Annotated in this window: 28 protein-coding genes; 16 read left to right on the forward strand and 12 right to left on the reverse strand. The window is 69.2% G+C overall.

The features are described 5' to 3' along the window. Positions 1-108: 108 nt before the first annotated feature. Positions 109-414 (reverse strand): hypothetical protein, encoded by a 306-nt coding sequence (locus tag ACFLIM_RS47600; RefSeq protein WP_393177059.1) that lies wholly within the window; start codon positions 412-414, stop codon positions 109-111. A 391-nt stretch (positions 415-805) separates the two neighbouring features. Between ACFLIM_RS47600 and ACFLIM_RS47605 the strand changes: the two genes are divergently transcribed. The 5 genes from ACFLIM_RS47605 (at position 806) to ACFLIM_RS47625 (ending at position 6,547) form a co-directional block, all read left to right on the forward strand. Beyond that, on the forward strand, positions 806-3,412 hold the full coding sequence (locus ACFLIM_RS47605; protein ID WP_393177061.1) for a M14 family metallopeptidase: 2,607 nt from the start codon (positions 806-808) through the stop codon (positions 3,410-3,412). 64 nt (positions 3,413-3,476) lie between these two features. Continuing rightward, positions 3,477-4,235: an amino acid ABC transporter ATP-binding protein gene (locus ACFLIM_RS47610; protein WP_393177063.1), complete on the forward strand. Its 759-nt coding sequence runs from the start codon at positions 3,477-3,479 to the stop codon at positions 4,233-4,235. A gap of 26 nt (positions 4,236-4,261) precedes the next feature. Next, positions 4,262-5,158 carry a transporter substrate-binding domain-containing protein gene (locus ACFLIM_RS47615; protein WP_393177065.1) on the forward strand — a complete coding sequence of 299 codons (897 nt, stop codon included), beginning with the start codon at positions 4,262-4,264 and terminating at the stop codon, positions 5,156-5,158. A 22-nt stretch (positions 5,159-5,180) separates the two neighbouring features. Beyond that, positions 5,181-5,852: an amino acid ABC transporter permease gene (locus ACFLIM_RS47620; protein WP_393177067.1), complete on the forward strand. Its 672-nt coding sequence runs from the start codon at positions 5,181-5,183 to the stop codon at positions 5,850-5,852. Beyond that, positions 5,849-6,547 (forward strand): amino acid ABC transporter permease, encoded by a 699-nt coding sequence (locus ACFLIM_RS47625; protein ID WP_393177069.1) that lies wholly within the window; start codon positions 5,849-5,851, stop codon positions 6,545-6,547. Before ACFLIM_RS47620 ends, ACFLIM_RS47625 begins: the two co-directional genes overlap by 4 nt. On the opposite strand, the gene ACFLIM_RS47630 is transcribed toward ACFLIM_RS47625, so the two are convergent. Together ACFLIM_RS47630 and ACFLIM_RS47635 are read right to left on the reverse strand one after the other, a co-directional pair. Next, positions 6,513-7,388, reverse strand: coding sequence for a tetratricopeptide repeat protein (locus tag ACFLIM_RS47630; protein WP_393177071.1), 876 nt, complete (start codon positions 7,386-7,388; stop codon positions 6,513-6,515). The genes ACFLIM_RS47625 and ACFLIM_RS47630 overlap by 35 nt on opposite strands. A 19-nt stretch (positions 7,389-7,407) precedes the next feature. Beyond that, positions 7,408-8,841: an aldehyde dehydrogenase family protein gene (locus ACFLIM_RS47635; RefSeq protein ID WP_393177073.1), complete on the reverse strand. Its 1,434-nt coding sequence runs from the start codon at positions 8,839-8,841 to the stop codon at positions 7,408-7,410. 78 nt (positions 8,842-8,919) lie between these two features. Between ACFLIM_RS47635 and ACFLIM_RS47640 the strand changes: the two genes are divergently transcribed. Beyond that, positions 8,920-9,504 (forward strand): GNAT family N-acetyltransferase, encoded by a 585-nt coding sequence (locus ACFLIM_RS47640; protein WP_393177075.1) that lies wholly within the window; start codon positions 8,920-8,922, stop codon positions 9,502-9,504. 69 nt (positions 9,505-9,573) lie between these two features. Here the strand turns inward: ACFLIM_RS47640 and ACFLIM_RS47645 are convergent, their stop codons facing one another. From ACFLIM_RS47645 to ACFLIM_RS47660, 4 genes are read right to left on the reverse strand one after another with little or no spacing between them, the layout of a single operon-like run. Then, positions 9,574-10,503 (reverse strand): hypothetical protein, encoded by a 930-nt coding sequence (locus ACFLIM_RS47645; protein ID WP_393177077.1) that lies wholly within the window; start codon positions 10,501-10,503, stop codon positions 9,574-9,576. Further along, on the reverse strand, positions 10,500-10,883 hold the full coding sequence (locus ACFLIM_RS47650) for a MaoC/PaaZ C-terminal domain-containing protein (protein WP_393177079.1): 384 nt from the start codon (positions 10,881-10,883) through the stop codon (positions 10,500-10,502). Before ACFLIM_RS47650 ends, ACFLIM_RS47645 begins: the two co-directional genes overlap by 4 nt. A gap of 1 nt (position 10,884) precedes the next feature. Continuing rightward, positions 10,885-11,274 (reverse strand): FAS1-like dehydratase domain-containing protein, encoded by a 390-nt coding sequence (locus tag ACFLIM_RS47655; protein ID WP_393177081.1) that lies wholly within the window; start codon positions 11,272-11,274, stop codon positions 10,885-10,887. Continuing rightward, on the reverse strand, positions 11,271-11,984 hold the full coding sequence (locus ACFLIM_RS47660) for a GntR family transcriptional regulator (protein ID WP_393177083.1): 714 nt from the start codon (positions 11,982-11,984) through the stop codon (positions 11,271-11,273). Before ACFLIM_RS47660 ends, ACFLIM_RS47655 begins: the two co-directional genes overlap by 4 nt. 135 nt (positions 11,985-12,119) lie before the next feature. Between ACFLIM_RS47660 and ACFLIM_RS47665 the strand changes: the two genes are divergently transcribed. From ACFLIM_RS47665 to pgeF, 7 genes are all read left to right on the forward strand, one after another. After that, positions 12,120-13,343, forward strand: a complete 1,224-nt coding sequence (locus ACFLIM_RS47665) for a CaiB/BaiF CoA transferase family protein (RefSeq protein ID WP_393177085.1) — start codon at positions 12,120-12,122, stop codon at positions 13,341-13,343. Then, on the forward strand, positions 13,340-13,726 hold the full coding sequence (locus ACFLIM_RS47670; protein ID WP_393177087.1) for a thioesterase family protein: 387 nt from the start codon (positions 13,340-13,342) through the stop codon (positions 13,724-13,726). The genes ACFLIM_RS47665 and ACFLIM_RS47670 overlap by 4 nt, the downstream gene beginning before the upstream one ends. Next, the gene (locus ACFLIM_RS47675) at positions 13,723-14,673 is read left to right on the forward strand and encodes a tripartite tricarboxylate transporter substrate binding protein (protein WP_393177089.1); all 951 of its coding nucleotides are present in this window, start codon (positions 13,723-13,725) and stop codon (positions 14,671-14,673) included. Before ACFLIM_RS47670 ends, ACFLIM_RS47675 begins: the two co-directional genes overlap by 4 nt. After that, positions 14,670-15,140, forward strand: coding sequence for a tripartite tricarboxylate transporter TctB family protein (locus ACFLIM_RS47680; protein WP_393177091.1), 471 nt, complete (start codon positions 14,670-14,672; stop codon positions 15,138-15,140). The genes ACFLIM_RS47675 and ACFLIM_RS47680 overlap by 4 nt, the downstream gene beginning before the upstream one ends. Next, positions 15,140-16,627 (forward strand): tripartite tricarboxylate transporter permease, encoded by a 1,488-nt coding sequence (locus ACFLIM_RS47685; protein ID WP_393177093.1) that lies wholly within the window; start codon positions 15,140-15,142, stop codon positions 16,625-16,627. Before ACFLIM_RS47680 ends, ACFLIM_RS47685 begins: the two co-directional genes overlap by 1 nt. Next, on the forward strand, positions 16,624-17,394 hold the full coding sequence (locus ACFLIM_RS47690; RefSeq protein ID WP_393177095.1) for an enoyl-CoA hydratase/isomerase family protein: 771 nt from the start codon (positions 16,624-16,626) through the stop codon (positions 17,392-17,394). Before ACFLIM_RS47685 ends, ACFLIM_RS47690 begins: the two co-directional genes overlap by 4 nt. An 82-nt stretch (positions 17,395-17,476) precedes the next feature. Beyond that, complete coding sequence (gene pgeF, locus ACFLIM_RS47695; protein WP_393177097.1) at positions 17,477-18,184, forward strand: peptidoglycan editing factor PgeF; 708 nt, start codon at positions 17,477-17,479, stop codon at positions 18,182-18,184. On the opposite strand, the gene ACFLIM_RS47700 is transcribed toward pgeF, so the two are convergent. The 3 genes from ACFLIM_RS47700 to ACFLIM_RS47710 are packed head-to-tail and all read right to left on the reverse strand — an operon-like array spanning position 18,181 to position 20,407. Further along, positions 18,181-18,531, reverse strand: a complete 351-nt coding sequence (locus ACFLIM_RS47700) for a hypothetical protein (protein ID WP_393177099.1) — start codon at positions 18,529-18,531, stop codon at positions 18,181-18,183. The two genes, pgeF and ACFLIM_RS47700, sit on opposite strands and share 4 nt — an antisense overlap. A gap of 26 nt (positions 18,532-18,557) precedes the next feature. Further along, entirely contained in the window at positions 18,558-19,688 is a 1,131-nt protein-coding gene (locus tag ACFLIM_RS47705; protein WP_393177101.1) for an ATP-dependent DNA ligase, read from the reverse strand. Then, on the reverse strand, positions 19,685-20,407 hold the full coding sequence (locus tag ACFLIM_RS47710; RefSeq protein WP_393177103.1) for a pyrimidine reductase family protein: 723 nt from the start codon (positions 20,405-20,407) through the stop codon (positions 19,685-19,687). Before ACFLIM_RS47710 ends, ACFLIM_RS47705 begins: the two co-directional genes overlap by 4 nt. A 128-nt stretch (positions 20,408-20,535) precedes the next feature. Between ACFLIM_RS47710 and ACFLIM_RS47715 the strand changes: the two genes are divergently transcribed. Continuing rightward, complete coding sequence (locus ACFLIM_RS47715) at positions 20,536-20,931, forward strand: hypothetical protein (protein WP_393177105.1); 396 nt, start codon at positions 20,536-20,538, stop codon at positions 20,929-20,931. 2 nt (positions 20,932-20,933) lie between these two features. On the opposite strand, the gene glgX is transcribed toward ACFLIM_RS47715, so the two are convergent. Continuing rightward, positions 20,934-23,063: a glycogen debranching protein GlgX gene (gene glgX / locus ACFLIM_RS47720; protein ID WP_393177107.1), complete on the reverse strand. Its 2,130-nt coding sequence runs from the start codon at positions 23,061-23,063 to the stop codon at positions 20,934-20,936. 192 nt (positions 23,064-23,255) lie between these two features. Beyond that, a complete protein-coding gene (locus tag ACFLIM_RS47725; RefSeq protein WP_393177109.1) occupies positions 23,256-23,681 on the reverse strand; it encodes an OsmC family protein in 426 nt (141 codons plus the stop codon). 152 nt (positions 23,682-23,833) lie between these two features. On the opposite strand from ACFLIM_RS47725, the gene ACFLIM_RS47730 reads away from it, so the two are divergent. Then, a complete protein-coding gene (locus ACFLIM_RS47730; protein ID WP_393177111.1) occupies positions 23,834-24,391 on the forward strand; it encodes a sigma-70 family RNA polymerase sigma factor in 558 nt (185 codons plus the stop codon). Then, positions 24,391-25,281: a maleylpyruvate isomerase family mycothiol-dependent enzyme gene (locus ACFLIM_RS47735; RefSeq protein WP_393177113.1), complete on the forward strand. Its 891-nt coding sequence runs from the start codon at positions 24,391-24,393 to the stop codon at positions 25,279-25,281. Before ACFLIM_RS47730 ends, ACFLIM_RS47735 begins: the two co-directional genes overlap by 1 nt. Positions 25,282-25,424 lie beyond the last annotated feature (143 nt).

Here is a 25,424-nt window from a genome sequence, read left to right on the forward strand (position 1 = left end):
TCAGCCTCGACCCGAGCCGGATCACCCAGATCGCCGCCGCGGCCCTCGTCCTGCTTCAACTGGAGCACGGACGCACCGTGTAAGGCGATCACGAACCGCCACAAGCGGTTACAGGGAAAGGTTCAGTCTGCTCGGCTTTACCGCTGGCAGGCGGAAATGCGTGCCGTAGCCCGCATGGACGGCGGCGAACAGGTCGGCAATCGGCGGCGCCGAGAAGTGGAATTCTCCCGCCGGAGCTCGTGTGGCGGCGCTTTGTCGCCGCGGTAAACCGTCGTGCGTTTGTGCGGCTTTCCACGGCATGGGCTGGCGGCCCCGGCCATCGCCCTGTTCGATGCTGACGATGGCGGTGGCGTTGAGCAACAATCGCTGTACCAGCCGCGCCTGGACCGACGGCGTCGAGCCGAGCAGCTTCACGCGGAGCGCCGCGAGACCGCTCGGCAGGTCCGCGCGCCAGGTGTCCTCGACTATCAGCTGCGCGGCGCGCTCGAGGACTTCGGCGCACCCGTCGCAGTCGTCACGTTACGTACCGCGCACAACGCCGAAAATTCCGACTAAACCTATTGACTTTATGTCATATGGTACGGAGATTTGACGCGTGATCATTGACGACGCGCCCGGCGCGCGTGGCGGTGTGAGGAGGGCCCGTGGGCCGCCCCGGGTGCGCCGCCGATCCCAGTCCCTGTCCGACGGAGCGCACATCCTCGCGGTGGGCGCGCGATCAAGCGTGAACCGGCCCGTGGCGCGGCGACCTCGCCGGATCGGGAAGCTCTGTGGCCGGCTGGACAAGCAACACAGAAGGAGCGAGATGCGCGCATCACTCCGAAAGCTCGCGACCTCCATCGTGGCGGTGATCACTCTGGTCACGACCGCGGGCGCCGTCTCGAGCGCGAGGGCATCCGCGGCGGCCGGCATTCCCCGCCCAGACGACTACTTCGGCTTTCATATCGGTTCCGATGGCCATCTTGCGACGTGGGACAAGATGCTGAGCTACTTCCAGCTCGTCGCCAAGGGCAGTGACCGCGTCAACTACGAGAAGGCCGGCGACACCACGTTGGGCTACCCCTACGTGATGCTCACCATCAGCTCCAAGCAGAACCTCGACAACCTCAACCGCCTGACGGCGATCAACGCCCGCCTCGCGGATCCGCGGGGACTTTCCCAGGCCGAGGCGCAGCGGCTGGCCGCGCAGGGCAAGCCCTTCTACTACGTCCAGGCCGGCATCCACGCGACCGAGGTCGGCAACTCGCAGGCGATGATCGAGATCGCGCACCGGCTCGCGACCGACAGCTCGCCGACGATCAAGCACATCCTCGACAACGCTGTCATATTAATGGTGCCGTCCCAGAACCCGGACGGGCTCCACCTGGTCAACGACTATTTCAACGCCACGGCCGGGACGAATTTCAACCGGACCTATCCCGACCTCTACCAGAAGTACACCGGTCACGACGACAACCGTGACTGGTTCATGTTCACCCAGGTCGAGAGCCGCTTGATGGTCTCGATCCAGAACAAGTACCACCCGCAGGTGTTCCAGGACGCGCACCAGGCGGGCACGGGGGCGCCGCGGATGTTCACGCCGCCGTACCTGTCGCCGTCCGACCCGAACATCGACCCGATCACGGTCCAGCAGACCAACGCCATGGGCATGGCCATGCAGCGCGGAATGACGGCCGCCGGGCTCAAGGGCGGCCAGTGGGGCACGACGTACGACTATTGGACTCCCTCGCGGCAGTATCAGGTCTACCACGGTGCGGTTCGCATGCTGACCGAGGCGGCCAGCGTCTCGAACCTGGCCTACCCGTACACCAGGCCGACCCCGATCGGTGACCAGCAACCCGACACGAACTTCATCGAGCCGTACGACAAGACGACCTGGACGCTGCGCCAGATCCTCGACTACACCTCGAACACCTTCTACACCGGCATCGAGACCCTGGCCAACGACCCCTACAACTGGCTGTACAACTTCTACCAGGTCGGCCAGCGGGCGGTCACGAAGACCAGCCCGTACGCGTACGTCATCCCGGCGAACCAGCGTGACCCGCAGGCCGTGCGCGACACCCTCGACATCCTGCACACCGGGGCGGTCGAGATCCGCCAGGCGCGGACGGCGTTCACGGCGGGCGGCAAGAACTATCCCGCCGGCTCCTACGTGATCTACCTGGCGCAGCCGTACGGCGGCTTCGCCAAGACCCTGCTGGAGGTGCAGAAGTACCCGCAGCTGGCCGAGTATCCGGGCGGACCGCCACAGGAGCCGTACGACGTGACCGCGCAGACGCTGCCGATGTTGCTGGGCTTCAGCGCGGACCTGGTCAAGGATCCGTTCCAGGCCGACACCACGCTGCTCCAGCAGATCAAGCCCGTGCCGGTGACGATGCCGGCGCCCCCCGCCGCGGGCGGCGCCTATGCCCTCGGCCCGGAGTCGTACGGGGTCTTCCAGTTCGTGTCCGACCTGCAGAAGCAGGGTGTTCCGACGTTCCGCGCGGCCCAGAAGTTCACCGACGGCGGTCGTGAATTCCCGGCCGGAACGTTCGTCATCCCGCCCACCGACCAGGCGCGTCAGATCCTGCAGGCCAGGTCGGCGAGCACCGGGATCCCCGTGTCGGCGATCTCCAAGGTCCCCGGCGTCGACGGCGTCCAGCTCAAGGCGGGCACCCGGATCGGGCTGTACAAGCCGCCGAACAACATCCCGTCGGGCTGGCTGATGTGGATGTTCGACCAGTACCACGTGAACTACCAGGTCATCAAGACACAGGACTACGAGGGCGACCTGAGCGACAAGTACGACGCCATCGTGCTGCCCGACGGCGTCTCCAAGAGCAAAATCGTCAATGGACTGAACGCGGCCTCCTATCCCGCCGAGTGGAACTGGGCCTACGGCGTGGGCGAGGCCGGCTGGACCAAGCTGCGCGACTTCGTCAACAACGGCGGCACCCTCGTCGCCTACGGCAGCTCGACGACCACGGCGCAGAGCCTGCTCGAGCTGCCCCTCGAGCCGGTCCTGCCGACCGAATCGTCGACCTTCTACTCGCCGGGCTCCCTGCTCAGCCAGCAAATCGACGCCGACAATCCGGTGGCCTGGGGGATGACCGCCGACAACCCGGTCTGGTTCGAGGGAAACCAGGCGTACCGGGTCACCGACCCGGCCAAATATGACGCCAAGGTCGTCGGGAAGTACCCGGACAGCGGAGAGCAGTTGCAGAGCGGCTGGCTCATCGGCGGCAAATATCTCAACGGCGCGGCCAACAGCGTCGCGTTCAAGGTCGGGAAGGGATACGTGGTGACGTTCGGCAGCGAGGCCGGGTACCGCACCTGGAACCGCGCGGAGCAGAAGATGGTGTTCAACTCCCTGTACTACGGGCCATCGCAGAAACTCGACGCCGATCAGTTCGCCCGGCTCGGCGGCTGATCGCCCGTACGCGGATCCGCCCGGTGCTCCGCTGCCGGGCGGATCCCTTGAAGGGAGACGACCCATGATCGCATCACCGGCGACGGACCAGGACACCGTGATCGAGCTGCGCGGCGTCCGGAAGTCCTTCGGCGAGCTGGAGGTTCTCAAGGGAATCGACCTCGCCGTGAACCGCGGTGAGGTCGTCGTCATCATCGGCCCGTCCGGCGGGGGCAAGAGCACGCTGCTGAGATGTGTCAACCTGCTGGACCCCATCACCGCGGGACAGGTCTTCCTGGAAGGAGAGGACCTCACCCGGCCGCGGGTGGACCTCAACCGGATACGGCGCCGCATCGGCATGGTGTTCCAGCAGTTCAACCTGTTCCCGCATCTGACGGTGCTGGAGAATCTCACCCTCGCGCCGCGCAAGCTGCTCGGGCTCGACCGGCGGGAGGCCGAGCGGCTCGCCGGCGACCTGCTGTCGCGGGTCGGGCTGGCCGACAAGGTGGACGCTCACCCGCGGCGGCTGTCCGGTGGCCAGCAGCAGCGCGTCGCGATCGCGCGGGCGCTGATGATGAGCCCCCACGTCATGCTCTTCGACGAGGTCACCTCCGCGCTCGACCCCGAGCTGGTGAGCGAGGTGCTCGACGTCATGCGCGACCTCGCGCGGTCGGGCATGACCATGCTCTGCGTCACTCACGAAATGGGCTTCGCCCGCGAACTGGGCGACCGCCTGGTCTTCATCGACGGCGGAGTCATCGCCGAACAGGGCCGCCCGGCCGACGTGCTGGACGACCCGCAACACCCACGCACCCGCCAGTTCCTCGGCAAGGTTCTGAGATGACCCTGCGTGGGCGAAAGGAGTACTTTGTGAAAGCGAAAGCCGCCGGGCTGCTGGCCATCCTCGTGATGGCCGCCGCCGGCTGCGGTGCCGCCACGGAAGAAGCCGACGGCGCCGGTTCGGGCCGGCCGGTCGACGTCGGCGCCCCGCTCCCGGCCGACGTGCAGGCCAAGGGCCAGCTCGCGGTCGGCGTGAAATGCGACTACCCGCCCTTCGGCTACATCGACGAAGGCGGCGAGGAGGCCGGGTTCGAGATCGAGATCGCGCGCCGGCTGGCCGAGTACGCCTTCGGCACGACCGGCTCCGCGAAGCTCACGTGCGTGACCGGGGCCAACCGGGTCCCCCAGCTGACGACCAAGCGCATCGACCTCATCATCGCGACGATGAACTACACGCCGGAGCGGGCCAAGACCGTCGATTTCTCCACCCCGTACTTCAACAGCGGCGTGAAGCTCCTGGTGCCCAAGGACTCGCCGATCACCTCGTTCGCCGACCTGGAGGGCAAGGCGGTGACCACCACCACCGGGTCCACGGCGAGCATCTGGCTGACCCAGTGCGTGAAGAGCGCCAAGCAGGTGGCCTTCGCGCAGACGAGCGAGGCGTTCTCGGCCATGCGCAGCAACCGCGGAGTGGCGTTCGCCCAGGACGACACGCTCCTCGCCGAACTGGCCTCGAAGAACGCCGACACGAAGGTCGTGGGGGACGAGAAGGCCGGCAGCCCCTGGGGGATGGGCGTCCGCAAGGGCGACAAGCCCATGCTGACCTGGGTGAACGCCGCCATCGAGAAGATGCGGGCGGAGGACTTCTTCTGGCAGGCGTTCCAGCGGACGGTCACCGACAAGGGAGTCCAGCAGCAGTTCCAGAAGTTCGTGGCACGGCCCGGCAACAGCCTCGAATACCCGACCGGAGAGATCTTCCAGTGCTGATGCGGTGGCGACTGTGCGCACGATGATCGCCGCCGATTACCTGCCTGATGTCATCCTCTCCAACCTCGGCCCGCTCGGGCAGGGCCTCGGCCGTACGCTCGCGATCAGTGCCATCGGCACCGCCGGGGCGCTCGCCGCCGGCGGGCTCCTCGGCGCGCTGAGCGCGTTGCGGATCCCGGTCGTCCGGCAGCTGATCCGGGCGTACGTGGAGCTGTTCAGGAACACGCCGTTGCTGGTCCAGGTCTTCTTTCTCTACTTCGCCCTGCCCGAGGCCGGGGTCGAGCTCAGCGCCTTCACCGTCGGCTGGCTCTCGCTCCTGCTGTGGGGCGGCGCCTACAACGCGGAGAACTTCCGGGCCGGTTTCGAGGCGGTGGACCCGGTGTACGTGGAGGCGTGCCGGGCCCTCGGTTTCTCCGAGCTCGCCGCCTTCCGCCGGGTCGTCCTGCCACTCGGTACGCGGATGGCGTTGCCCTCGGTGACCAACACCCTCATCTCCGTCTTCAAGAACTCGTCCTTCATGATCGCCATCGGCTATCCGGAGTTGACCGGCACCGCCGTCGACATCGTCTCCGTCACGTTCCGCGCGTTCGAGGTGTTCATCGCCATCGGCATCGTCTACCTGGGGCTGGTCTGGATCTTCTCCCTGGGAGCCGGGCTGGTCGAGCGCCGCTTCGCGATCCCCGGGGGGCAATGATGCCGATCTGGGTGGCCCCGGTGGCCCGCTACCTGGCCGCGGGCCTGGCGACGACGCTCGCGCTCGCGGCCGTGAGCATCGCTGTGAGCGTGGTGCTGGGCACCGTGCTGGGCGCGCTGCGCGTCCTGCCCAGCAGGGCCGTGCGCCTGGCGGTGCGCTGTTACGTCGAGATCTGGCGGGGCCTGCCGATCATCGTCACGCTCTTCTTCATCTTCTTCGTGCTGCCGGTCATCGGCCTGAGGTTCGACACGTTCGTCGCGGCCGCGATCGGGTTGTGCCTGTGGGGCAGCGCCAACGTCGCGGAGGTCGTGCGGGGCGCGGTGCAGTCCGTACCCCACGGGCAGACCGACGCGGCCGCGGCGCTGGGCTTTCCCTGGGGGCAGCGCATGCGCTACGTGATCTTCCCCCAGGCGGTACGCCGGGCGCTGCCGCCGCTCGTCGGACTGGTCGTCAACCTCACGCAGCAGACCTCGCTGGCAACCGTCATCGGCGTCCTGGACCTGCTCCAGGCGTCGCAACGGTCGATCGAACGGCTCACCCTCTCCAGCGGGGCCACCCACGCGATCCCGATCCTGGCGGCGGTTCTGGTCGTGTACTTCGTCATCTGCCTGCCGCTCACGTCCCTGTCCCGCCGGCTGGAGCGATCGCTTCAGCGCGGGTTCAGTCGCCGAACTCCAGGTGGAGGGCCTGGGTGAAGTCGGAGACCGCTTCCTCGTGGTGTTCCAGCTCCTGCTGGATTTCGCCGCGCACGCGATATGCCCACACGTATTCGGGGTCCAGCTCGATCGCTCGGTTCAAATCGCTCAACGCTGCCTCATTGTCGCCCAGCTCGCTCAGCACCGCTCCCCGGCTGCCGAAGGCGCGGTCGTTTTCCGGGTCCAGGTCCAGTGCCCGGTTCAGGTCCGCCAGCGCTTCCTCGTAGTGGTCCGTCATGCGCAGGGCCTCGCCTCTTCTGCTCAGTGCCCGGACATACTCCGGGTCCGCCTCCAAGGCTTTCGAATAGTCGGCTATCGCCTCCTCGTACAGGTGCATGCGCTGGTAGAGGTCGCCGCGGGCCACCCAGGAATAGGCCAGGTCCTCGTTCAGGGCGATGATTTTGCCGTGCTCCGCCACGGCCTCGTCCAAACGGTCCAGGTCCACGAGGGCGTCCGCCTTCGCCTCCAGGATCCACAGGGAATCGGGGGAGAGGGTCAGCGCGTGGTCGAAATCGGCCATGGCCTCCTCCAACCGGCCCATCGCGGCGTAGGTCTGGCCTCGTGAGCCCAGGGCGTACGCGCTGTCCGGCTCTAATTTCAGGGCCTCGTCGAAGTCCTCCAGTGCGGCTTCGTACCGTTCTATGACGCGGTGGCTCTCGCCGCGCAGCCGCCAGGCGCGGGCGTTGCCGGGCGCCAGCGCGATCGACTCCGTCAGGTCCGCGATCGCGGCGTCGTGTCTCGACAGCGCGATGTACGACTCGGCGCGGCTGCGCAGCACCGACGCACGGGACTGCGCGGCTGCCTCGGACAGTCCAGGGTGGTCCTTGATCCCCTCGCTCATGAGGCGTAAATCTATCCAACTAAGTTTGGATGATGGCCGCCTTTTCGCGGGTGTACTCGAGGACCGAATCGTGGCCGTACCCGCTGTCCTTGACACCCCCGAACGGCAGGCCCGGCGGCATCTGGCGGAACGTGTTCACCCAGACCGTGCCGCTGCGCAGATCGCGGACGAAGCGGTGTGCCCGGCCCAGGTCGCGCGTCCAGACGCCGGCGGCCAATCCGTAACGGGAGTCGTTCGAGATCGCCAGAGCCTCCTCATCGGAAGAGAACGGCATCGCCACCGCCACGGGGCCGAAGATCTCCTCCTGGCAGACCCGCAGCGAGTTGTCCGTGGTCGTGTAGAGGGTGGGGGCGACCCAATAGCCGCCGGGGAGACCGGGCACCACTTCGGCACCCGTCTGGCCGCCGAAGAGCAGCTTGGCGCCCTCCTTCTCGGCCAGTTCGAGGTACGACGTCACGCGCTCGTACTGGTCCGACGAGACGATCGGGCCCATCGTCGTCCGCAGGTCCAGGGGGTCGTCCAGGATCAGACCCGCGCGGATGTCGCGGATGCGGCCGATCATCTCGTCCCAGATCGAGTGGTGGATGAGGATGCGCGAGCCCGCGACGCACACTTGTCCGGCGTTGCCCGTGTAGATGGAGTTCACGGTGACGCCCTGGGCGGCGGCGTCGAGGTCCGCGTCGGGAAAGACGATATTTGGGGATTTGCCGCCCAGCTCGAACGTCATCGGCTTCAGCGAGTCCGCCGACGCCCGGGTGATGGCCTGGCCGGTGGCCGTCGAGCCGGTGAGGCTGATCTTGGCGACGTCGCGGTGCCGTACGAGTGCGTCGCCCACCTCCTCGCCCAGCCCGCTGACGATGTTCAGCACCCCGGGCGGGAACACCTGCGCGAGCAGCTCACCCAGCCGCAACACCGACGCGCTCGCCTGCTCCGCCGGTTTGACGATCACCGTGTTCCCCGCCGCCAGCGCGTACGCGGCCTTGGCGGAGAAGGTCGAGATCGGCGAGTTCCACGGAATGATGCAGACCACCACCCCGTACGGCTCCCGCCGCGTCAGCCCGAGCGTGTCGGGACCGAGGATGACGGTGTCGCCCTTGACCGCGTCCAGGCACTGCCCGGCGGCGAGTTGCCACAGGTACGCCATGCCCGGCAGATCCTTCTTCAGCGTGTCCCGCAGGATCCGGCCGTTGTCGCGCGTCTCCAGCCTGGCCAGCTCCTCGGCATGCCGGCCGAACAGCTCCGACACCTTGCGCAGGAAGTGCGCCCTGGCCAGCGCGGGCAGCGCCGACCAGGCGGGGAACGCCTCGCGGGCCGCCGCCACGGCCGCCTCGGCCTCCTCGGGACCGCTCGCCGGCACCCGGGCCCACACCTCGCCCGTGGCCGGGTTGACGGAGTCCATCATCCGGGCGGCGGGGACCAGCTCGCCGCCGATCAGGTTGCGGTAGTCAGGCATGCGACCAAGCATATGCTTGCTTGATAGACCCGACCAGGTGTCACGACATGTCGATCGTATGCGTCATGATGGCCAATCGTGAGAATTGAGCTGACCTGGCCGGACACCCCCGACGAAGCACTCCTGGCGGCCGTACGCCGAGTCCTGCACGCTGTCGTGGCGCTGGGCGGGGCCGTCGGCTACCTCGACCCGCCGGGCCGCGACGAAACCGACCCCTGGCTGGAGGAGACCCTGAAGTCGGTGCGCGATGGCGACGCCCGCCTCGCCCTGGCCCAGGTCGACGGCACCGTCCAGGGCATGGGACTGTGGCGGCGCGCTCCCGGCCCGGTCTTCGCGCACTCGGCCGAGCTCGGCAAGATCATGGCCCACCCCGACGTCAGAGGGCTCGGGCTGGGCAGGCTCGTCGTGTCCGCGCTCATCGACGACGCCCGCGACGCCGGGATCGAGACGCTGACGCTCGGTGTCCGGGGCAACAACCATGGCGCGATCGAGTTGTACGAATCGCTCGGCTTCCGCGAGTGGGGCCGCCTGCCGAACTCGATCGAGGTCGGCAGGCAGCGCTTCGACGACGTACGCATGTTCCTCGGCTTGGGCAGGGCGCCGGACGTCGTGTTGCACGGCTCGGCCCCCGGCGGTCCCGGCTGGTCGCCGAAGAGGACGTAGACCGCCTCGAAGATCGCGAAAGCCGAAGAGCGGCTCCGCCGGCGAGGAGGCGATCCACCGCCGGCACGCTTAGACCTCGGGCACACCCAGGTCCGAGGCGCCCCCGGGCGCGGGCTTGGCCAGCTCGGGGTCGAGCTGCTCGATCAGCCGCTGCACCAGCGCCGCCCGCCGGACCCGCTCCCGGCCCAGCTCCTTCGGCACCACCCCGAGATGCCCCCCGGACGGGTAGATGTTGGGGGCGTTCCGCAGGCCCATCTTCAGATAGACGGGCGCGGCGGCGCGTACGATCTCCACCGCCTCGTAGAACCGTACGAACCCGCCCTGGTCATCGGGCACCTCCAGATAGAGGTCGATCGGCAACTGAGTGGCGGCCCGGATCTCGGCCAGGTGCGGCACGGTCAGGTCGGTACCGACGTTCAACGTGCTCGCCCCCAGACGTTCGAAGATCACGGCGGTGGGCCCGTTCGTGAGCGGCATGAGCACGGACGTCTTCAGCACCAGGTTGGCGGGCAGCGTACCGTCCTGCTTCAGCACCCGCAGCACCTCCAGCGTCCCGAGGTCGCCCACCAGCAGGCTGCGGATGCCCAGCGCGCAGGCCCGCAGCGCGTCGGCCACGCACGCCGCCACCATCGCGTTGCCCCGCGCGGCCGCCCCCACGGCCTGCGTCAGCTTGGCCTGGCCGCCGGTGTCCCAGGCGGCCCGCGGCCCGAGGAACAGGTTGACCTCGATCCCCCGCTCGGCCCCGATCCGCGCCATGTCGGAGATCTCCGCGTCCGTCAGCATCATCACGCCGCTGCCCTGCGAGGTCCTGGCGACCGGCACGCCGAGCCGGTCGGCCTCCGCGACCACCGCCGCCAGCACCTGAGGCCCCTCCACGCTGGGGATCTCGAACCGGTACGGCGCCCCGTCCGCGAACCGCGACCCGGCGGGGGAGGCGGCCTGGACCACCGGATGCCCGAGGCGGGCCATCAGGGCGTGCAGGTCGGCAAGGCTGGTCATCTGGGGGTCTCCTCGTCGTAGATCACTTCAGCGCGGCCCAGCGTGGTGCGGCGGCCCGTGTCGTCCTCGCCCCACAACTCCAGCTCTGCCCGGTTCCCATCGGTGGACACCACCCGGCCGCGGCACGTATGGGCGCGGTCGCGGAAGTCCATGCCACGGTAGCTGACCTCCAGCACGACCAGCCGCCCCCGCCCGCCCAGCCAGCCGGTGACGAGCCTGCCCAGGTAGGCGGCCTTGAGCAGCCCGTGCACCGCCAGCTCGGGATGGCCGAGGGAGCGGGCGAAGTCGAGGTCGTAGTGCATCTCGTAGAAGTCGCCGGAGGCGCCGGCGTACTCGACGAGCCGCCGCAGGGTGGTGGTCTCAGTAAGCGGAGGAATCATGTTATTTCCGGATCCGGGTGCCGATGTGCCTGACCACCAGCTCGCCATCCGGCCGGCGGAACTCCGTCTCGAACGTCAGCAACGCCATCGGCCCCGCCGACCCGTTCTTCTCCACGACCCCGGTGAACCGCGGCCGCGACACGATCACGTCCCCCACCCGCAACGGCGCGTGGTACTCGAACCGGTCACCGCCGTTCAGCCACCCCGACCCGTACGACGAAGCCGCGGGCAACGACGGCGGCTCGTCGAGGAAGCACGCCGTGAAGGTGGGCGGCACGTCTGAGCCGGCAGCCCCGATGGCGTGCAGGTAGAAGGCGAGGTGACGCCGCTCGACGACGTCCTCACGCCGGGGCCCGGCCCAGCCCACCGCCTCCTGGAGAGCCTCGATCATGTGTCTCCTTTCCTGACCCGCTCCAGCCAGGCCAGCGACTCGGGGGAGTGGCCGCCGACCCGCTCCTCGATCCCGTCGAGGAACGTCATGTCCCCATGCGTGGCCAGCTCCCGGTGCACGGCCTCGGGCGAGCCCGCCTCGATCACCTCCAGCAGCCGCCGATGCCGGCTCCAGTCGTCGACCAGCGACTCGTCCGAGGCCCTGGCCTGCCGGTTCATGCCCATGCAGAGCAACATCTGGAGCTGGATCGACCGGTAGGCCTCCTCCAGCCGCCGGTGCCCGGACAACCCGATGACCGAGCTGTGGAACTCGACGGCCCGCTCCAGCACCCCGAGCCAGTCGCCGGCCCGCGCGCAGGCCTCGTGCCGCTCCAGCGCGGCGTGGCAACGCTTGAGGCGGCTCGGCTCGCGTACCGGCACGCCCAGGTCCACGGCCATCCGCTCCAGCTCGCGCCGGAGCGTGACGATCTCGTAGATGTCGTGCAGCGTGAGCCGCGTGACGAACGCGCCCCGCCGCGGCTGCTGGGTGATCAGCCCTTGTTGCTCCAGCACGCGCATGGCCTCGCGCAACGGCGGCCTGCTGACGCCCAGCTCCTGGGTGAGCTGGTTTTCCACGACCCGGTCGCCCGGCTGCAGCCTGCCGCTCAGCAGCATGCGCATCAGCGCCTCGGTGGCGAGCTGGACCATGCTGGGGGGTGCCTCGATGCGCATCGCGGTCTCTCTTGTCGTAGGCGAGCAGTGTCTGCCGCCATAGTGCCGAAGAAGTTCCGGCAGAGCTCTTGTCTAGCCGACTTGTCTTCTGTAGACAATAGACCAACCTGGTCTGAAGTGAGGTTTTCGTAACATATGGCCCTATCACCTGGTCCACTGACTGGAATCCATGTCATCGAGGTCGGCGCCTTCATGGCCGCCCCCTTCGCGACCATGCAGCTCGCCGACCTGGGCGCCAGCGTCATCAAGGTCGAGAACCCGGCCGGAGGCGACCAGGTCCGCGCCATCGGCCCGTTCACGGCCGGACACAGCTCCCCGTTCGCCAGGATCAACCGGAACAAGCGCTCGATCGCCCTGGACCTGAAGTCGGCGCCCGGCGCGGCGGCCTTCCGCCGCCTGATCGCGGGCGCCGACGTCCTGGTGGAGAACCTGCGCCCCGGCGCCATGCGCAAACTCGGCCTCGGCTTCGACGACCTCAAAGACCTCAACCCCAGGCTCGTGTACGTCTCCGCCTCCGGCTGGGGCCAGGACGGCCCCCTCGCGAACCTGCCCGGCCTGGACATCATGGCCCAGGCCAGAGGCGGCCTGATGAGCGTCACCGGCATGCCGGGCGGCGACCCGGTCAAGGTGGGCGTGCCGATCGCGGACCTGGTGTGCGGCCTCTACGGTGCGCTCGGCGCGGTCTCGGCGCTGCAGGCCCGCACGCTGACCGGCCAGGGCCAGCACGTGGACGTGTCCCTGCTGGAGTCGGCCGTGTCGTTCGCCATCTGGGAGGCGGGCAAGTATTTCGCCACCGGCGAGGTCAGCGGGCCGCTCGGCTCGGCGCACCAGAGCACCGCCCCGTACCAGGCCATCCGCACCTCCGACGGCTGGTGCACGGTCGGCGCGGTCACCCCCAAGACCTGGCAGGGCTTCTGCGCCGCACTCGGCCTGCCCGGCCTGTACGAGGACGCCCGGTACGCCGACGCCCACGACCGGCACGGCCTCCGGGACGAGCTGATCCCCGCCATCGAGCAGGTCACCAGCCTGCGCACCACGGCCGAGGTCGTGGCCGCGCTCGACGAGCACGGCGTGCCGTGTGCCCCCATTTCCGACTATTCACAGGTGTTCAACGACGACCACCTTGACCAGCGGCGGTTCTTCTGGGATGCCGAGCATCCCGAGATGGGCCCCGTACGCCAGCTCGGCTCGGCCATGCGCTTCTCGGACACGCCGACGAGACGCGGCCCCGCGGGACCGCTGCTCGGCGCGGACACCGTCGAGGTGCTGCGCGAGTGCGGCCTGACCGAGCAGGAGATCGACCGGCTGCTCGCCGAAGGCGCGGCGGCCCAATCCCCCACCCCCTTGGAGAGCCCATGAGCGACCAGCTGAGCCCGGGTGTGAGCGCCAGCCTCACCTGGGTCGTGGCGGAGCGGCACTGCACCCGCCGCGGCGACCACGACATCTTCTCCACCCCCAACCTGGTCCACCTGATCGAGGACGCCGCGATCGAGGCGCTGGCCGCCCACCTGGCCGATGGCGAGGGCAGCGTCGGCAGCAAGGTGGAGATCGCGCACGTCGCGCCCACGCTCAAGGGCGGCAAGGTGACCGCGACCGCCACGGTGACCGAGGTGGACCGGCGTCGCGTCGCGTTCGCCGTGATCGCTGAGGACGCCAACGGGAAGGTCGGCGAGGGCTCTCACGAACGCTTCATCATCAACCTGGACAAGTTCGCCGCCAAGCTCAAGGAGCTGGAGTCATGAGGGCGGCCGCACTGCTCGCCATCCTCCTGGCCACCGCCTGCGGTGCGACCGCCAACACCGCGGGCGACTGGAAGCCGCGCGGCGACGTGCGCATGATCGTGCCGTTCGCCGCGGGCGGCGGCAGCGACCTGGCGGGCCGCGCCATCGCCACCGCGCTGGAGAAGGCCCAGCCGGGACTGAAGGTCACCGTCGAGAACCGCGAGGGCGGCTCGGGCGCCGTCGGCTATTCGGCGCTGCTCGGCAAGAAGGGCAACGGCAACTACCTGCTCGCCACCGAGAACGCCATCCTGTCCCTGCCGCTCAGCGGCCAGGTGTCGTTCACCCGCAAGGACTTCACGCCCGTCGCCAAACTGGCCGAGGACGGCGGCATCCTCGTGGTCAAGAAGGACTCGCCGTTCAAGACCTGCACCGACGTGATCAACGCCGCCAGGAGCGGGCGGGTCAGCGTGGGCATGTCGGGGGCGTTCGGCGTGGACAACGTGATCTTCACGATGATCGAGCAGAAGACCGGGGTCAAGTTCCAGCGGGTGCCGTTCGAGTCGGGCGGGGAGCTCGTGCCCGCGGTGCTCGGCGGCCAGATCCAGGTCGCGCTGCTCAACCCTGGTGAGGTGATCGGCCAGTTCAAGTCCGGAGCCCTCAGGGGCCTGTGCGTCACCACGGACAAGCGTTACACCTATCCCGAGTTCGCCGATCTCCCCACGGCCAAGGAACAGCAGATCGACGTCTCGTACGTCCAGTTCAGGGGCTTCCTCGCGCCGGGCGGGCTGGACGGGCGCGAGCGGGCGTACTGGGAGCAGGCGGCCAAGGGCGTCACCAAGACCGCCGAGTTCCAGAAGTGGCTCAAGGACAACTACCTGCAGCAGGCCGAGCTGTACGGCGACGACTTCGGCAAGTACCTCGAACAACTCGACACGGCCCTCGCGCCGGTGCTGAAGAAGCCGTCATGAGGCTCTTGCTCCGCGGCGAGTCCGCCGTCTGGGCGTTGCTCGTCTGCTTGTCCGTCGCGATGGCCGCCGCCTCCCTCGGCTACGGCATCACCAAGGAGGGCGGGCAGGTCGGGCCGGGGTTCCTGCCGCTGGTCAGCGGGGCGGTCCTGGCGGTGCTGTCGGCCGCGTGCCTCCTGCAGTCGGTACGCCGTACCGCACCTGACGAGGACACCGACCCCGCGCGCATCAGGACGTTGTGGACCGTGTTCGCCATGTTGTTCGTCGCGCTGCTGCTGGTGCCGCTGACCGGGTTCCTGGTGGCGTTCGGGCTGCTGGTGTTCGCCGTGTCCGCGTTCGTGGAGAAGCAGCGGATCGTGCCGGCCGCCGGCGTGGCGGTCGCCGCGACGCTGGTGATCTACGCGGTGTTCGTGCTGTTCCTGGCCGTGCCGCTGCCCGGCGGGCTGCTGGGCGTCGGAGGTGACGGGTGATGCTGGACAACCTGATCATGGGTTTCGGGGCGGCGCTCACGCCCGCGAACCTGCTCTGGTGCTTCATCGGCGTGCTCGCCGGCACCGTGATCGGCCTGCTGCCGGGCCTGGGCTCGACGACCGGCGTGGCCGTGCTGCTGCCGCTGACGTTGTCGTTCGAGCCGCTGACCGCGCTCATCATGCTCGCCGGGATCTACTACGGCGCCCAGTACGGCGGCACGATCACCTCCGTGCTGATCTCCACGCCCGGCGAGGCGGCCAGCGTGGTGACCGCGATCGACGGCTACCAGATGGCCCGCAAGGGCCGGGCCGGAGCGGCGCTGTCGATCGCGGCCATCGGCTCGTTCGTGGCGGCCATCGTGTCGCTGATCCTGCTGATGGCGATGGCGCCGCCGTTCGCCAAGCTGGCGCTCGACTTCGGCCCTCCCGAGAACCTGGCCGTCATGATCCTCGGACTCACCACCATCGCCAGCTTCTCCAGCGGGGCGCGGCTGCGCGGCCTGGCCATGGCCGTGCTGGGCATCCTGCTCGCCACCGTCGGCGTGGACGCGGCCACCGGGCTGCCGCGCTACACGTTCGGGGACGTGGACCTGCTGTCCGGGCTGCCGTTCGTGCAGGTGATGATCGGGTTGTTCGCGGTGGGGGAGGTGCTCTTCCAGATCAGGCAGGGCGCGGCCGAGCCCATCACGGCCCGCTTCCGGGACCTGATGATCACCAAAGAGGAGCTGTCCCGCTCCAAGGGGGCGATCGCCCGGGGCAGCGTGATCGGCTACCTGCTCGGCTGCCTGCCGGGCGCCGGATCCACGCTGGCCTCCTTCCTCGCGTACGGGGTGGAGAAGCGGGTCTCGCGCCACAAGCACGAGTTCGGGCAGGGCGCGATCGAGGGCGTCGCCTCGCCGGAGAGCGCCAACAACGCCGCCGCGAACGCGAACTTCGTCCCCACCCTGGCGCTGGGCATCCCCGGCGGCGCGACGACGGCCGTGCTGCTCGGGGCGTTCATGATGTACGGGATCCAGCCGGGGCCGCTGCTCTTCGACGAGCAGCCGGAGCTGGTGTGGGGGCTGCTGGCCTCGTTCTTCATCGGGAACGTGCTGCTGCTCGTGCTGAACCTGCCGCTGGCGCCGCTGTTCGCGCAGCTGTTGCGGATCCCGTACGGGTACATGTATCCGCTGATCCTGGTCACCAGCTTCGTGGGCGCCTATTCGATCGACAACAACATGTTCAGCGTGTGGATCGTGTTCGTGTTCGGTTTGATCGGATATTTCATGAAGAAGTTTGATCTGCCGATGGCGCCGCTGGTGCTGGGGCTGGTGATCGGGGCACTGTTCGAGAAGGCGCTCGTGCAGACGTCCGCGATGGGCGACGGCGACCTGACGATCATCTTCACCCGGCCGATCGCGCTGGTGGTGCTCGTACTGGCCGCCCTGCTGCTGGCCGGGCCCTCGCTGGTCAAGCTGATCCCTCGTCGTGAGAAGGAGACCGTGTGAGTGAGCTTCTCGTCACCGCCGACGGGCCCGTGTTGCGGGTCGTGTTCAACCGGCCCGGCCAGCACAACGCGCTGACCTGGGCCATGTGGGACGGCCTGTACGACGCCTGCGAACGGGCCGACGCCGACCCCGCGATCAAGCTCCTGGTGTTGTCGGGAGCGGGCGGCCGGGCATTCGTGGCCGGTACCGACATATCCCAGTTCTCCACCTTCACCGACGGCGACGACGGCATCGCGTACGAGCGTAAGGTCCAGCGCATCATCGACCGCCTCGAACGCGTCAAGGTGCCCACCGTGGCCGTCGTCGAGGGCTACTGCGTGGGCGGTGGCCTGGTCGTGGCCGCCGCCTGCGACCTGCGGCTCGCCGTACCCGGGGCCAGGTTCGGGGCCCCGATCGCCAGGACGCTCGGCAACTGCCTGTCCATGAACACCTACTCCCTCCTGGTCCACCACCTCGGCCCCGCCCGGACCCTGGACATGCTGCTCAGGGCCCGCATGTACACGGGCGAGGAGGCCCACGCGGCCGGATTCGTGGCCGAGCTCTGCTCGCCCGAAGAGCTTCCCGAACGCCGGGCGCAGGTGGAGGAGCGGCTCCTGGCCCACGCCCCGCTGTCGATGTGGGCCGCCAAGGAGGCCGTCAGGCGGCTGCGCGTGGCGAACCTGCCGGACGGCGACGACATCGTGGCCACGGTCTTCGGCAGCGACGACTTCCACGCCGCCGTCCCCGCCTTCCTGGCCAAGGAGAGGGTCGACTGGCAGGGCCACTGACTCCCGGCCCGCCGTTTTCGAGGTCCCATGGCTCCCGGGCCGGGGCACCCCCTCTACCCGGCCCGGGCTCTAAGATCGAGGTATGGAACTGGCCCCTGGAGTGCGCGTAGCCATCACCGATCGGCACGGCGGGGTCAGCGCGGGGCCGTATGCCTCGCGCAACCTCGGCGGCATGGTGGGCGACGACCCCGCGGCCGTGCGGGCCAACCGGGAAGGGCTGGCCGCCGAGCTGGGGGTCCGGGCCGTGGTGTTCATGCGCCAGGTCCACAGTGCCGACGTCGCCTACGTCAGCGAGCCGTTCGGCGACGACCCGCCGCGGCTGGACGGGGTGTTCACCACGGAGCCGGGACTGGCGCTGGCCTCGCTCGGGGCCGACTGCCCTGCGGTGCTGGTGGCCGACCCGGTGGCCCGCCTGGTCGGCGCCGCCCACTCCGGCCGTCCCGGCACCGCGGCCGGCATCGCCACCGCCCTGGTGGAGGCCATGGCCGCCAAGGGCGCTGAGCCGGGACGGATGGTCGCGCTCGTCGGGCCCGGCGCCTGCGGCCGCTGCTACGAGGTGCCCGCCGAAATGCGCGAGCAGGTGGCCTCCCGGGTCCCCGAGACGCGGTCGACGACGTCCTGGGAGACGCCCGCGCTCGACCTGCGGGCCGGGATCGAGGCCCAGCTCCGGGCGGCGGGGCTGAGCGACGTACAGCATGACGCGCGCTGCACGATCGAGTCCGAGGAGCTCTATTCGCACCGCCGCGAGCAGCCGGGCGGCCGGTTCGCGGGCCTCATCTGGCTGGTCTAACCCTTGCCCCGGCTCCCGTTGTACGCCGCGTTGACGGCGATGATGCCGATCCAGACCATAATCAGATAGCCCGCGCTGTCGGCTCCTACCAGGACGAGCAGGACCGTGGCGATCGTGCCGAGGCAGAGCGAGACGATCGCCAGGGCGAGCCGCATCGCGTCGGCCGCCCGCTGATTGCCGGCCACCTGCTTGGCCTTCGGAGCCACCTGCGCGAGGCGCTCGTCAACCCGCCGATCGACCTCCTGGCCCATCTTGTCGAGGAACGACTCCACGACGGCGTCCTCGAACTCCGGCCCGAGATCGCGGCGCGCGGACACGGCTGCCTTTAACTCATCCCCTGTACTCATATGTCGAGATATAACGGGTTTTTCGGTTACCGGGCAAGGATGTCGTCGAGGTTGTAACTAACCGGACGCTCCAACTGCTCATATGTGCACGACTCGGGCGTCCTGTCGGGCCGCCACCGCCGCCACTGCGCGGTGTGCCGGAACCGGTCGCCCTCCATCTGGTCGTAGGCCACCTCGATCACCAGCTCGGGCCTGAGCGGGATGAACGACAGGTCCTTCGTGGCGTTCCACCGCGACACCGCGCCCGGCACCCGCTGCCCGCCCGTCGCGGGCCCGGCGGACGGTTGCCCGATGTTGGCCGCCGCCTGCTCGGCCCAGTGACCCCAGGGATGCTCGCTCAGCTCGGCGATGTACGGCCTGATCTCCTCGACCAGCTCGGCCCTGCGCGCCATCGGAAACGACGCCGCCACCCCCACGTGATGCAGCCTGCCGTCGTCACCGTAGAGGCCGAGCAACAGCGAGCCCACGACAGGCCCCGACTTGTGCTCCCGGTAGCCGCAGACGACGACGTCGGCGGTCCGCTCGTGCTTGACCTTGAACATCGTGCGCTTGTCGGGCACGTAGGGCTGGTCGCCCGGCTTGACGATGATGCCGTCGAGCCCCGCGCCCTCGAACGTCTCGAACCACTCGGCCGCCTGCTCGTCGCTGGTCGTGACCGGGGTCAGCCGGATGGACGCGCCCTTCCCCGGGAAGATCCCTTCGAGCCGCGCCCGCCGCTCCGCGAACGGCGCCTCCATCAGTGACTCGTCCCCCAGCGCCAGCAGGTCGAACGCGACGAACTGCGCCGGAGTCCGCTCCGACAACATCTTCACCCGCGACGCGGCGGGATGGATGCGCTGCTGCAACGCGTCGAAGTCGAGCTGCGACCCCATGGGCAACACGATCTCGCCGTCCACCACGCACTTGTCCGGCAGCTCGGCTCTGACCGCCTCGACCAGCTCGGGGAAGTAGCGGGTGAACGGCCGCTCGTTGCGGCTGCCCAGATAGACCTCCTCGCCGTCGCGGAACACGATGCAGCGGAAGCCGTCCCACTTCGGCTCGTAGAACAGCGAGCCGTTCTGCTTGGGCATGGCCTTGACCGGCTTGGCCAGCATCGGCGGCACCGGCGGTCGCACGGGAAGGTTGGGAACCGGCTCTTCGACGGGCTCGGTGGTCATTGGCTCTGCTCCCTCGTGTATCTGGAGAAGAGGACCCCCTCCTCCTCCAGCACCTGGCTGAGATCCATGGTGACCTGCGCGGGCTCGCCGTTCAGTATGCGCGCCGCGCCGCCCCCGACCAGCATCGGGCTGGTCGCCAGGCACAACTCGTCGACCAGGTCGTGCGCCGCGAGCTGGGCGTTGACCCGGGGGCCGCCCTCGCACAGGATCCAGGTCAGCCCGCGCGCATGCAGCTCCGCCACGGCCCGCCGCATGTCGACGGCCTCGTCCCCGGCCACGATCAGGTCGCAGTGCCGGGCCGCCTCCTTGCGCCGCTCGTGGGGCGCCGACTCGCAGGTGATCACGATCGTCCTGCTGGTGGCCTCGGTGAACAGCTCGTCGCCGAGGTCGAAGCCGAGACTGCGGGTGATGACCGCGATCGGCGGCACCTCGGGCCTGCCCTCGCGGATCTCCGCCCACGATTCGCGCGGCTTGACCGGGCCGTACCCCTCCTTGCGCACGGTCGCGGCGCCCGCGACGACCACGTCGGCCAGCCCGCGCAGGACCTGGAAGATCCGCTTGTCGCCGCTGCTCGACAGCCCGCCCGAGCGGCCCTTCAGCCAGGCGGCGCCGTCGGCGCTGGCGACCATGTTGAGCCGCAACCAGGGACGGCCCTTGGGGTAGGCGTACGCCTGCGCGATGTCTGGGTTGTCCGTTATGTCGGGATAGATGCGCCGCACTCCTCTACCTTGGCACACCGTACCGACATTCGGCCGCAGGGGGTTTTAGCGCTTTTGCGTATCTCAGGACGTACGAGCGATTCTCTGCTTACCGTGACGAGAGGGATGGGGACTGGCAGGGAGGTCCAGTGGGTCTGGTCACCGCTGTGACATGGACGATCGCCGCGCTTGCCGGGGTCTACCTGCTCTACCACTGGTTGTCGGGAGGTGGGCTGCGCCGGGCCAAGGTCACCCGGTTCCCGGCGGCGTTGATCTTCTCCCATCCGACGCTTGCCGTGTCGGCGCTGGTGTGCTGGGTGGCCGGGCTGGTCACGGGGAGCCGGGTGCTGGCGTGGGTGGCGTTCGGGGGGCTGGCGGTGGCGGCGCTGCTGGGATTCGCGATGTTCACGCGGTGGCTCGGGGCGGGGCGGCACGAGAAGGCCGGGCGGGGCTTCCCCGTGCTGGCGGTGGCGCTGCACGGGCTGGCCGGGGTGGCGACGTTCACGCTGGTGTTCCTCACGGCCAGCGCCGCCCTCGTCTTCTGAGGTCAGGAAGCCTTGGCCGGGCGGGGCCGGCGGAGGACCTGGAGTGAGCGCGCCGTGACGGCGACCACGTCACCGGCCTGCCAGCGCTCATCGGCGAACGCGTCCTCCATCGTGTCGTCGTTGGTGTCGAGCACTGGCAGCCACCCCGTGCCGAACTCCTCGCCGGGCAGCGTGAACGGCATGTTCTCGTGATGCGCGTTGATCAGCAGCAGGAAGGAGTCGTCCACGATTTGCTCGCCGCGGGGTCCCGGCTCCGTGATCGCCTCGCCGTTCAGGAAGACCATGAGCGACTTGGCGTAGCTGACGTGCCAGTCGCCCGCCGTCATCTCCGCGCCGCCGGGGGTGAGCCAGACCAGGTCGCGGGCGCCGTTGTCGGGGTGACGGCCGTGGAAGAAGCGGCGGCGCTGGAAGACCGGGTGCTCGCGGCGCAGCTTGGACAGCGCGCGGACGAACTCCAGCAGCTCCGGCTCCGTGTGCAGCAGCGACCAGTCCACCCAGGCCAGCTCGTTGTCCTGGCAGTAGGCGTTGTTGTTGCCCCGCTGGGTGCGGCCGAGCTCGTCGCCGTGGGACAACATGGGCACGCCCTGCGACAGGAACAGGGTGGCCAGGAAGTTGCGGCGCTGGCGGCGGCGGAGTGTGACGATCCCGGGGTCCTCGACCGGGCCCTCCGCGCCGCAGTTCCAGGAGCGGTTGTCGTTGGTGCCGTCGCGGTTGTCCTCGCCGTTGTCTTCGTTGTGCTTGTGGTCGTACGAGACCAGGTCGGTGAGGGTGAACCCGTCGTGGCAGGTGACGAAGTTGATCGAGGCTACCGGGCGGCGGCCGGAGGACTCGTACAGGTCGGCGGAGCCGGTCAGGCGGGAGGCGAACTCGGGGAGGGCGGAGTGCGTACCCCTCCAGAAATCTCGCACTATGTCCCGATATTTGCCGTTCCACTCCGTCCACAAAGGCGGGAAATTCCCGACTTGATACCCGCCCGGACCCACATCCCACGGCTCGGCGATCAGCTTGACCTGTGAGATCACCGGATCCTGCTGGATCAGGTCGAAGAACGCGCTCAGCCGGTCGACGTCGTGCAACTCCCTGGCCAGCGCCGAAGCCAGATCGAACCGGAACCCGTCCACGTGCATTTCCAGCACCCAGTACCGCAGCGAGTCCATGATCAGCTGCAACGCGTGCGGCGACCGTACGTTGAGCGAGTTGCCGCACCCGGTGTAGTCGAGGTAGTAGCGCCGATCACCGTCGTGCAGCCGGTAGTAGGCCGCGTTGTCGATCCCCCTGAACCCCAGCGTGGGCCCCATGTGGTCGCCCTCGGCCGTGTGGTTGTAGACCACGTCGAGAATGACCTCGATGCCCGCCTCGTGCAGCGCCCGCACCATGGCCTTGAACTCCAGCACCTGCTGCCCCCGCGTCCCCGCGCTGGAGTAGCGGCCGTGGGGCGCCAGGTAGGCCATGGTGTTGTAGCCCCAGTAGTTCGTCAGCCCGCGCGCCACCAGGAAGTGCTCGGGCGTGTAGTGGTGCACCGGCATCAGCTCCACCGCCGTCACCCCCAGCGACAGCAGGTGATCGATGATCGCCGGATGCCCCACCCCCGCGTACGTGCCTCGCAGGTCGGGCGGCACGTCGGGGTGCCGCATGGTGAGCCCGCGCACGTGGGCCTCGTAGATCACGGTCTCGTGGTACGGCGTGCGCGGCAGCCGGTCGTTGCCCCACTCGAAGAACGGGTTGACCACCACGTTCTTCGGCATGTAGGGCGCGCTGTCCTCGGTGTTGCGCCTGGTGGGGTCGGTGAAGTAGTAGGGGAACAACGCCTGGTTCCACGTCAGGTCACCGTCGATGGCCTTGGTGTAGGGGTCGAGCAGCAGCTTGGCCGGGTTGCAGCGGTGGCCTTGCGACGGGTCGTACGGCCCGTGCACGCGGTAGCCGTAACGTTGCCCCGGCTGGATCCCCGGCAGGTAGCCATGCCAGACGAACCCATCGACCTCGGGCAGATCGACCCGCTCCTCGGAGCCGTCATCGTGAAAAAGGCACAACTCGATCCGCTCGGCGACCTCGGAGAACACCGAAAAGCTGGTGCCAACGCCATCCCAGGTGCCGCCGAGTGGATAGGGCTCGCCCGGCCAGACCTCGCGCATGTGGCCCAATTGTCGCATGAGTAAGCGCTCTTGGTCTCCCAATAACCCGATCGCCCTCCGTACCAGGGGCTCCCGCACCACCGGCCCAGCCACGACGCCCGGTCGCGCCCCACGCCGCCCGCCATCGTGCCGGGGGGGCGGGTCAGCGCGGCGCCGACGGGCGGGCGAGCATGACGGCGCAGAGCGGGCAGGTCAGAGCAGCTCGGCGTTGAGAGTGATCGTGGTGCCCGCCAGCGCCTTGCTGACCGGGCAGTTGGCCTTGGCCGTCTCCGCCGCCTCCTGGAACTGCTCGGCGGAGATGCCGGGAACCTGCCCCTTCACGGTGAGCACGATGCCCGTGATGCCCTCACCCGGCTGGAACGTCACGTCGGCGCTGGTCTGCAGCGACTCCGGCGGCGTGCCGGCACCGGCCAGCCCGTGCGAGAGCGCCATCGAGAAGCAGGACGAGTGGGCGGCCGCGATCAGCTCCTCCGGCGACGTCTTGCCGTTCGCCGCCTCGGCCCTGGACGCCCAGGAGACCTCGAACGTGCCGACGCCCGAGGTGTCGAGCGTGACGGTGCCCGAGCCGTCGAGCAGGGCGCCCTTCCACTGGGTGGTGGCGGTGCGAGTGGTGGCCATGGTGTTGTGCTCCCTCAGTCGTGGTGCTCCGACCTTATCGCGGGCCGACAAAGTCCGGCCTGGCGGTCATCCGGGTCTACAATTCCGGCGAATAGTGACATGCTCGGGTCGCGGCGTACCCGCTGCCTTGGTCCGGATTACACGGGAGTGTGGTGCCAGTGGAGGCACCGTACGACGACCGCCTGCTGCACCAGCGAGTGGTCGGCGGCGATGAGTCCGCGCTGGGCGAGGTCTACGATCGGCTCTCCTCGCTGATCTTCGGTCTTTCCCTGCGGGTCACCAGGGACCGGGTGATCGCCGAGGACATCACGCAGGAGGTGTTCCTGGTCTTCTGGGAACGGCCGCTCGCCTACGACCCGGATCGCGGCACGTTACGCGCCTGGCTGGCCACGATCGCGCACCGCCGCGCGGTCGACCACGTGCGCGCCGAGGAAAGACGGCGTGTGTCCGCGCTGGGGCCCAGGCTGTTCGAGCGCGAACCTGTCAGACTGGAGGACACGGTGCTGGCCGCCGACGAGGCCGAGCGCGTGCGTCAGGCGGTGACGTCGCTGCCCGACGGCCTTCGGGAAGCGGTGGAGCTGGCCTACTTCGGTGGCAGAACCTATCGGCAGGTCGGCGAGGAACTGGGCGTGCCCGAGGGCACGGCCAAATCGCGCATCCGGCTGGCGTTACGGCGCCTGGCGGACGCGCTGGCGGAGGAAGAGGTGTGATGGACCCCGTCGAGCGTCTCTACCTGGACGCGATGATGGAGGACCCGGCGGTGCCGGCCCACTCGTTGCGTCCCCAGCTCCTGGCCGGGGCCAGGGCGCGGCGCAGGCCCGCGGCTGCCACGGCCGTCTGGGCGGAGCCGTACGCGGGCAGGGTCGCCGCCATGGACGCGCTCCTGGCCTCGGCGGCGGATGACGACTGGTCGCGCGTCATCGTCGAGGGCTGGACACTCCAGGAACTGGTGGCCCACCTGGCCGCCAAGGACGGCCTCCTGGCCGCTTCGGTGGGCGCCCCGGTGCTGGGCCCGCCCATGGGGGCGGTCGACGCGCTCGGCCGTACGAACGACGTACAGGACTACGAACGCGCCCGCAGCCCCGAGCAGACGAGAAGGGACTGGCGAGCCCAGGCGGACGCTCTGTGCCGCCACCTGGCGGACCTGGACCCCACCACACTGGCCACCCTGGACGGCCTGGAAGTGGTGGTACGCGACCACATCCTGGCAAGGGGCCTGGAAACCTGGGTCCACACGGCCGACGCCGCCCAGTCAGCCCAGCTCCGCCTCCCCAACCCGATCCCCGACCACATCGGCCCGACGGCGGACCTCTGCGCCCGCCTCCTGCCCTGGACCATGCTCCTGTCGGGTCTGGACGGCACCGGCCGTACCCTCCACCTCACCCTGACGGGCGCGGGCGGAGGCGACTGGACGCTCCCGCTGGGAGTGGAAGAGACGACCCCCGGCACCCCGGACGCCCACATCACGGCGGACGTGGTCGAGTTCTGCTTCTTGCTGGGGGGCAGGGGAGACCCGTCGGACTTCCCGGCCGACGTGGCAGGCGACCAGGCTTTCGCCAGAGACGTCCTGACCACGGCCCCCGCCCTCTCTGGTCCTTAGCTCTCCAGCCCGCCGTACCGATGAGTTCCGCGTGCCCTGACGGTCTGTCCCTGTGAACGTCGGACACGAGGAGCTTCGGTGAACGTTCTGGGCGATGGGCGGAATGGTGGGGGGCTGTCGCGGGCGGCTCGGCCGAGGGCCTG

It is taken from the genome of Nonomuraea marmarensis (assembly GCF_043197025.1).
GTDB classification, from domain to species: domain Bacteria; phylum Actinomycetota; class Actinomycetes; order Streptosporangiales; family Streptosporangiaceae; genus Nonomuraea; species Nonomuraea marmarensis.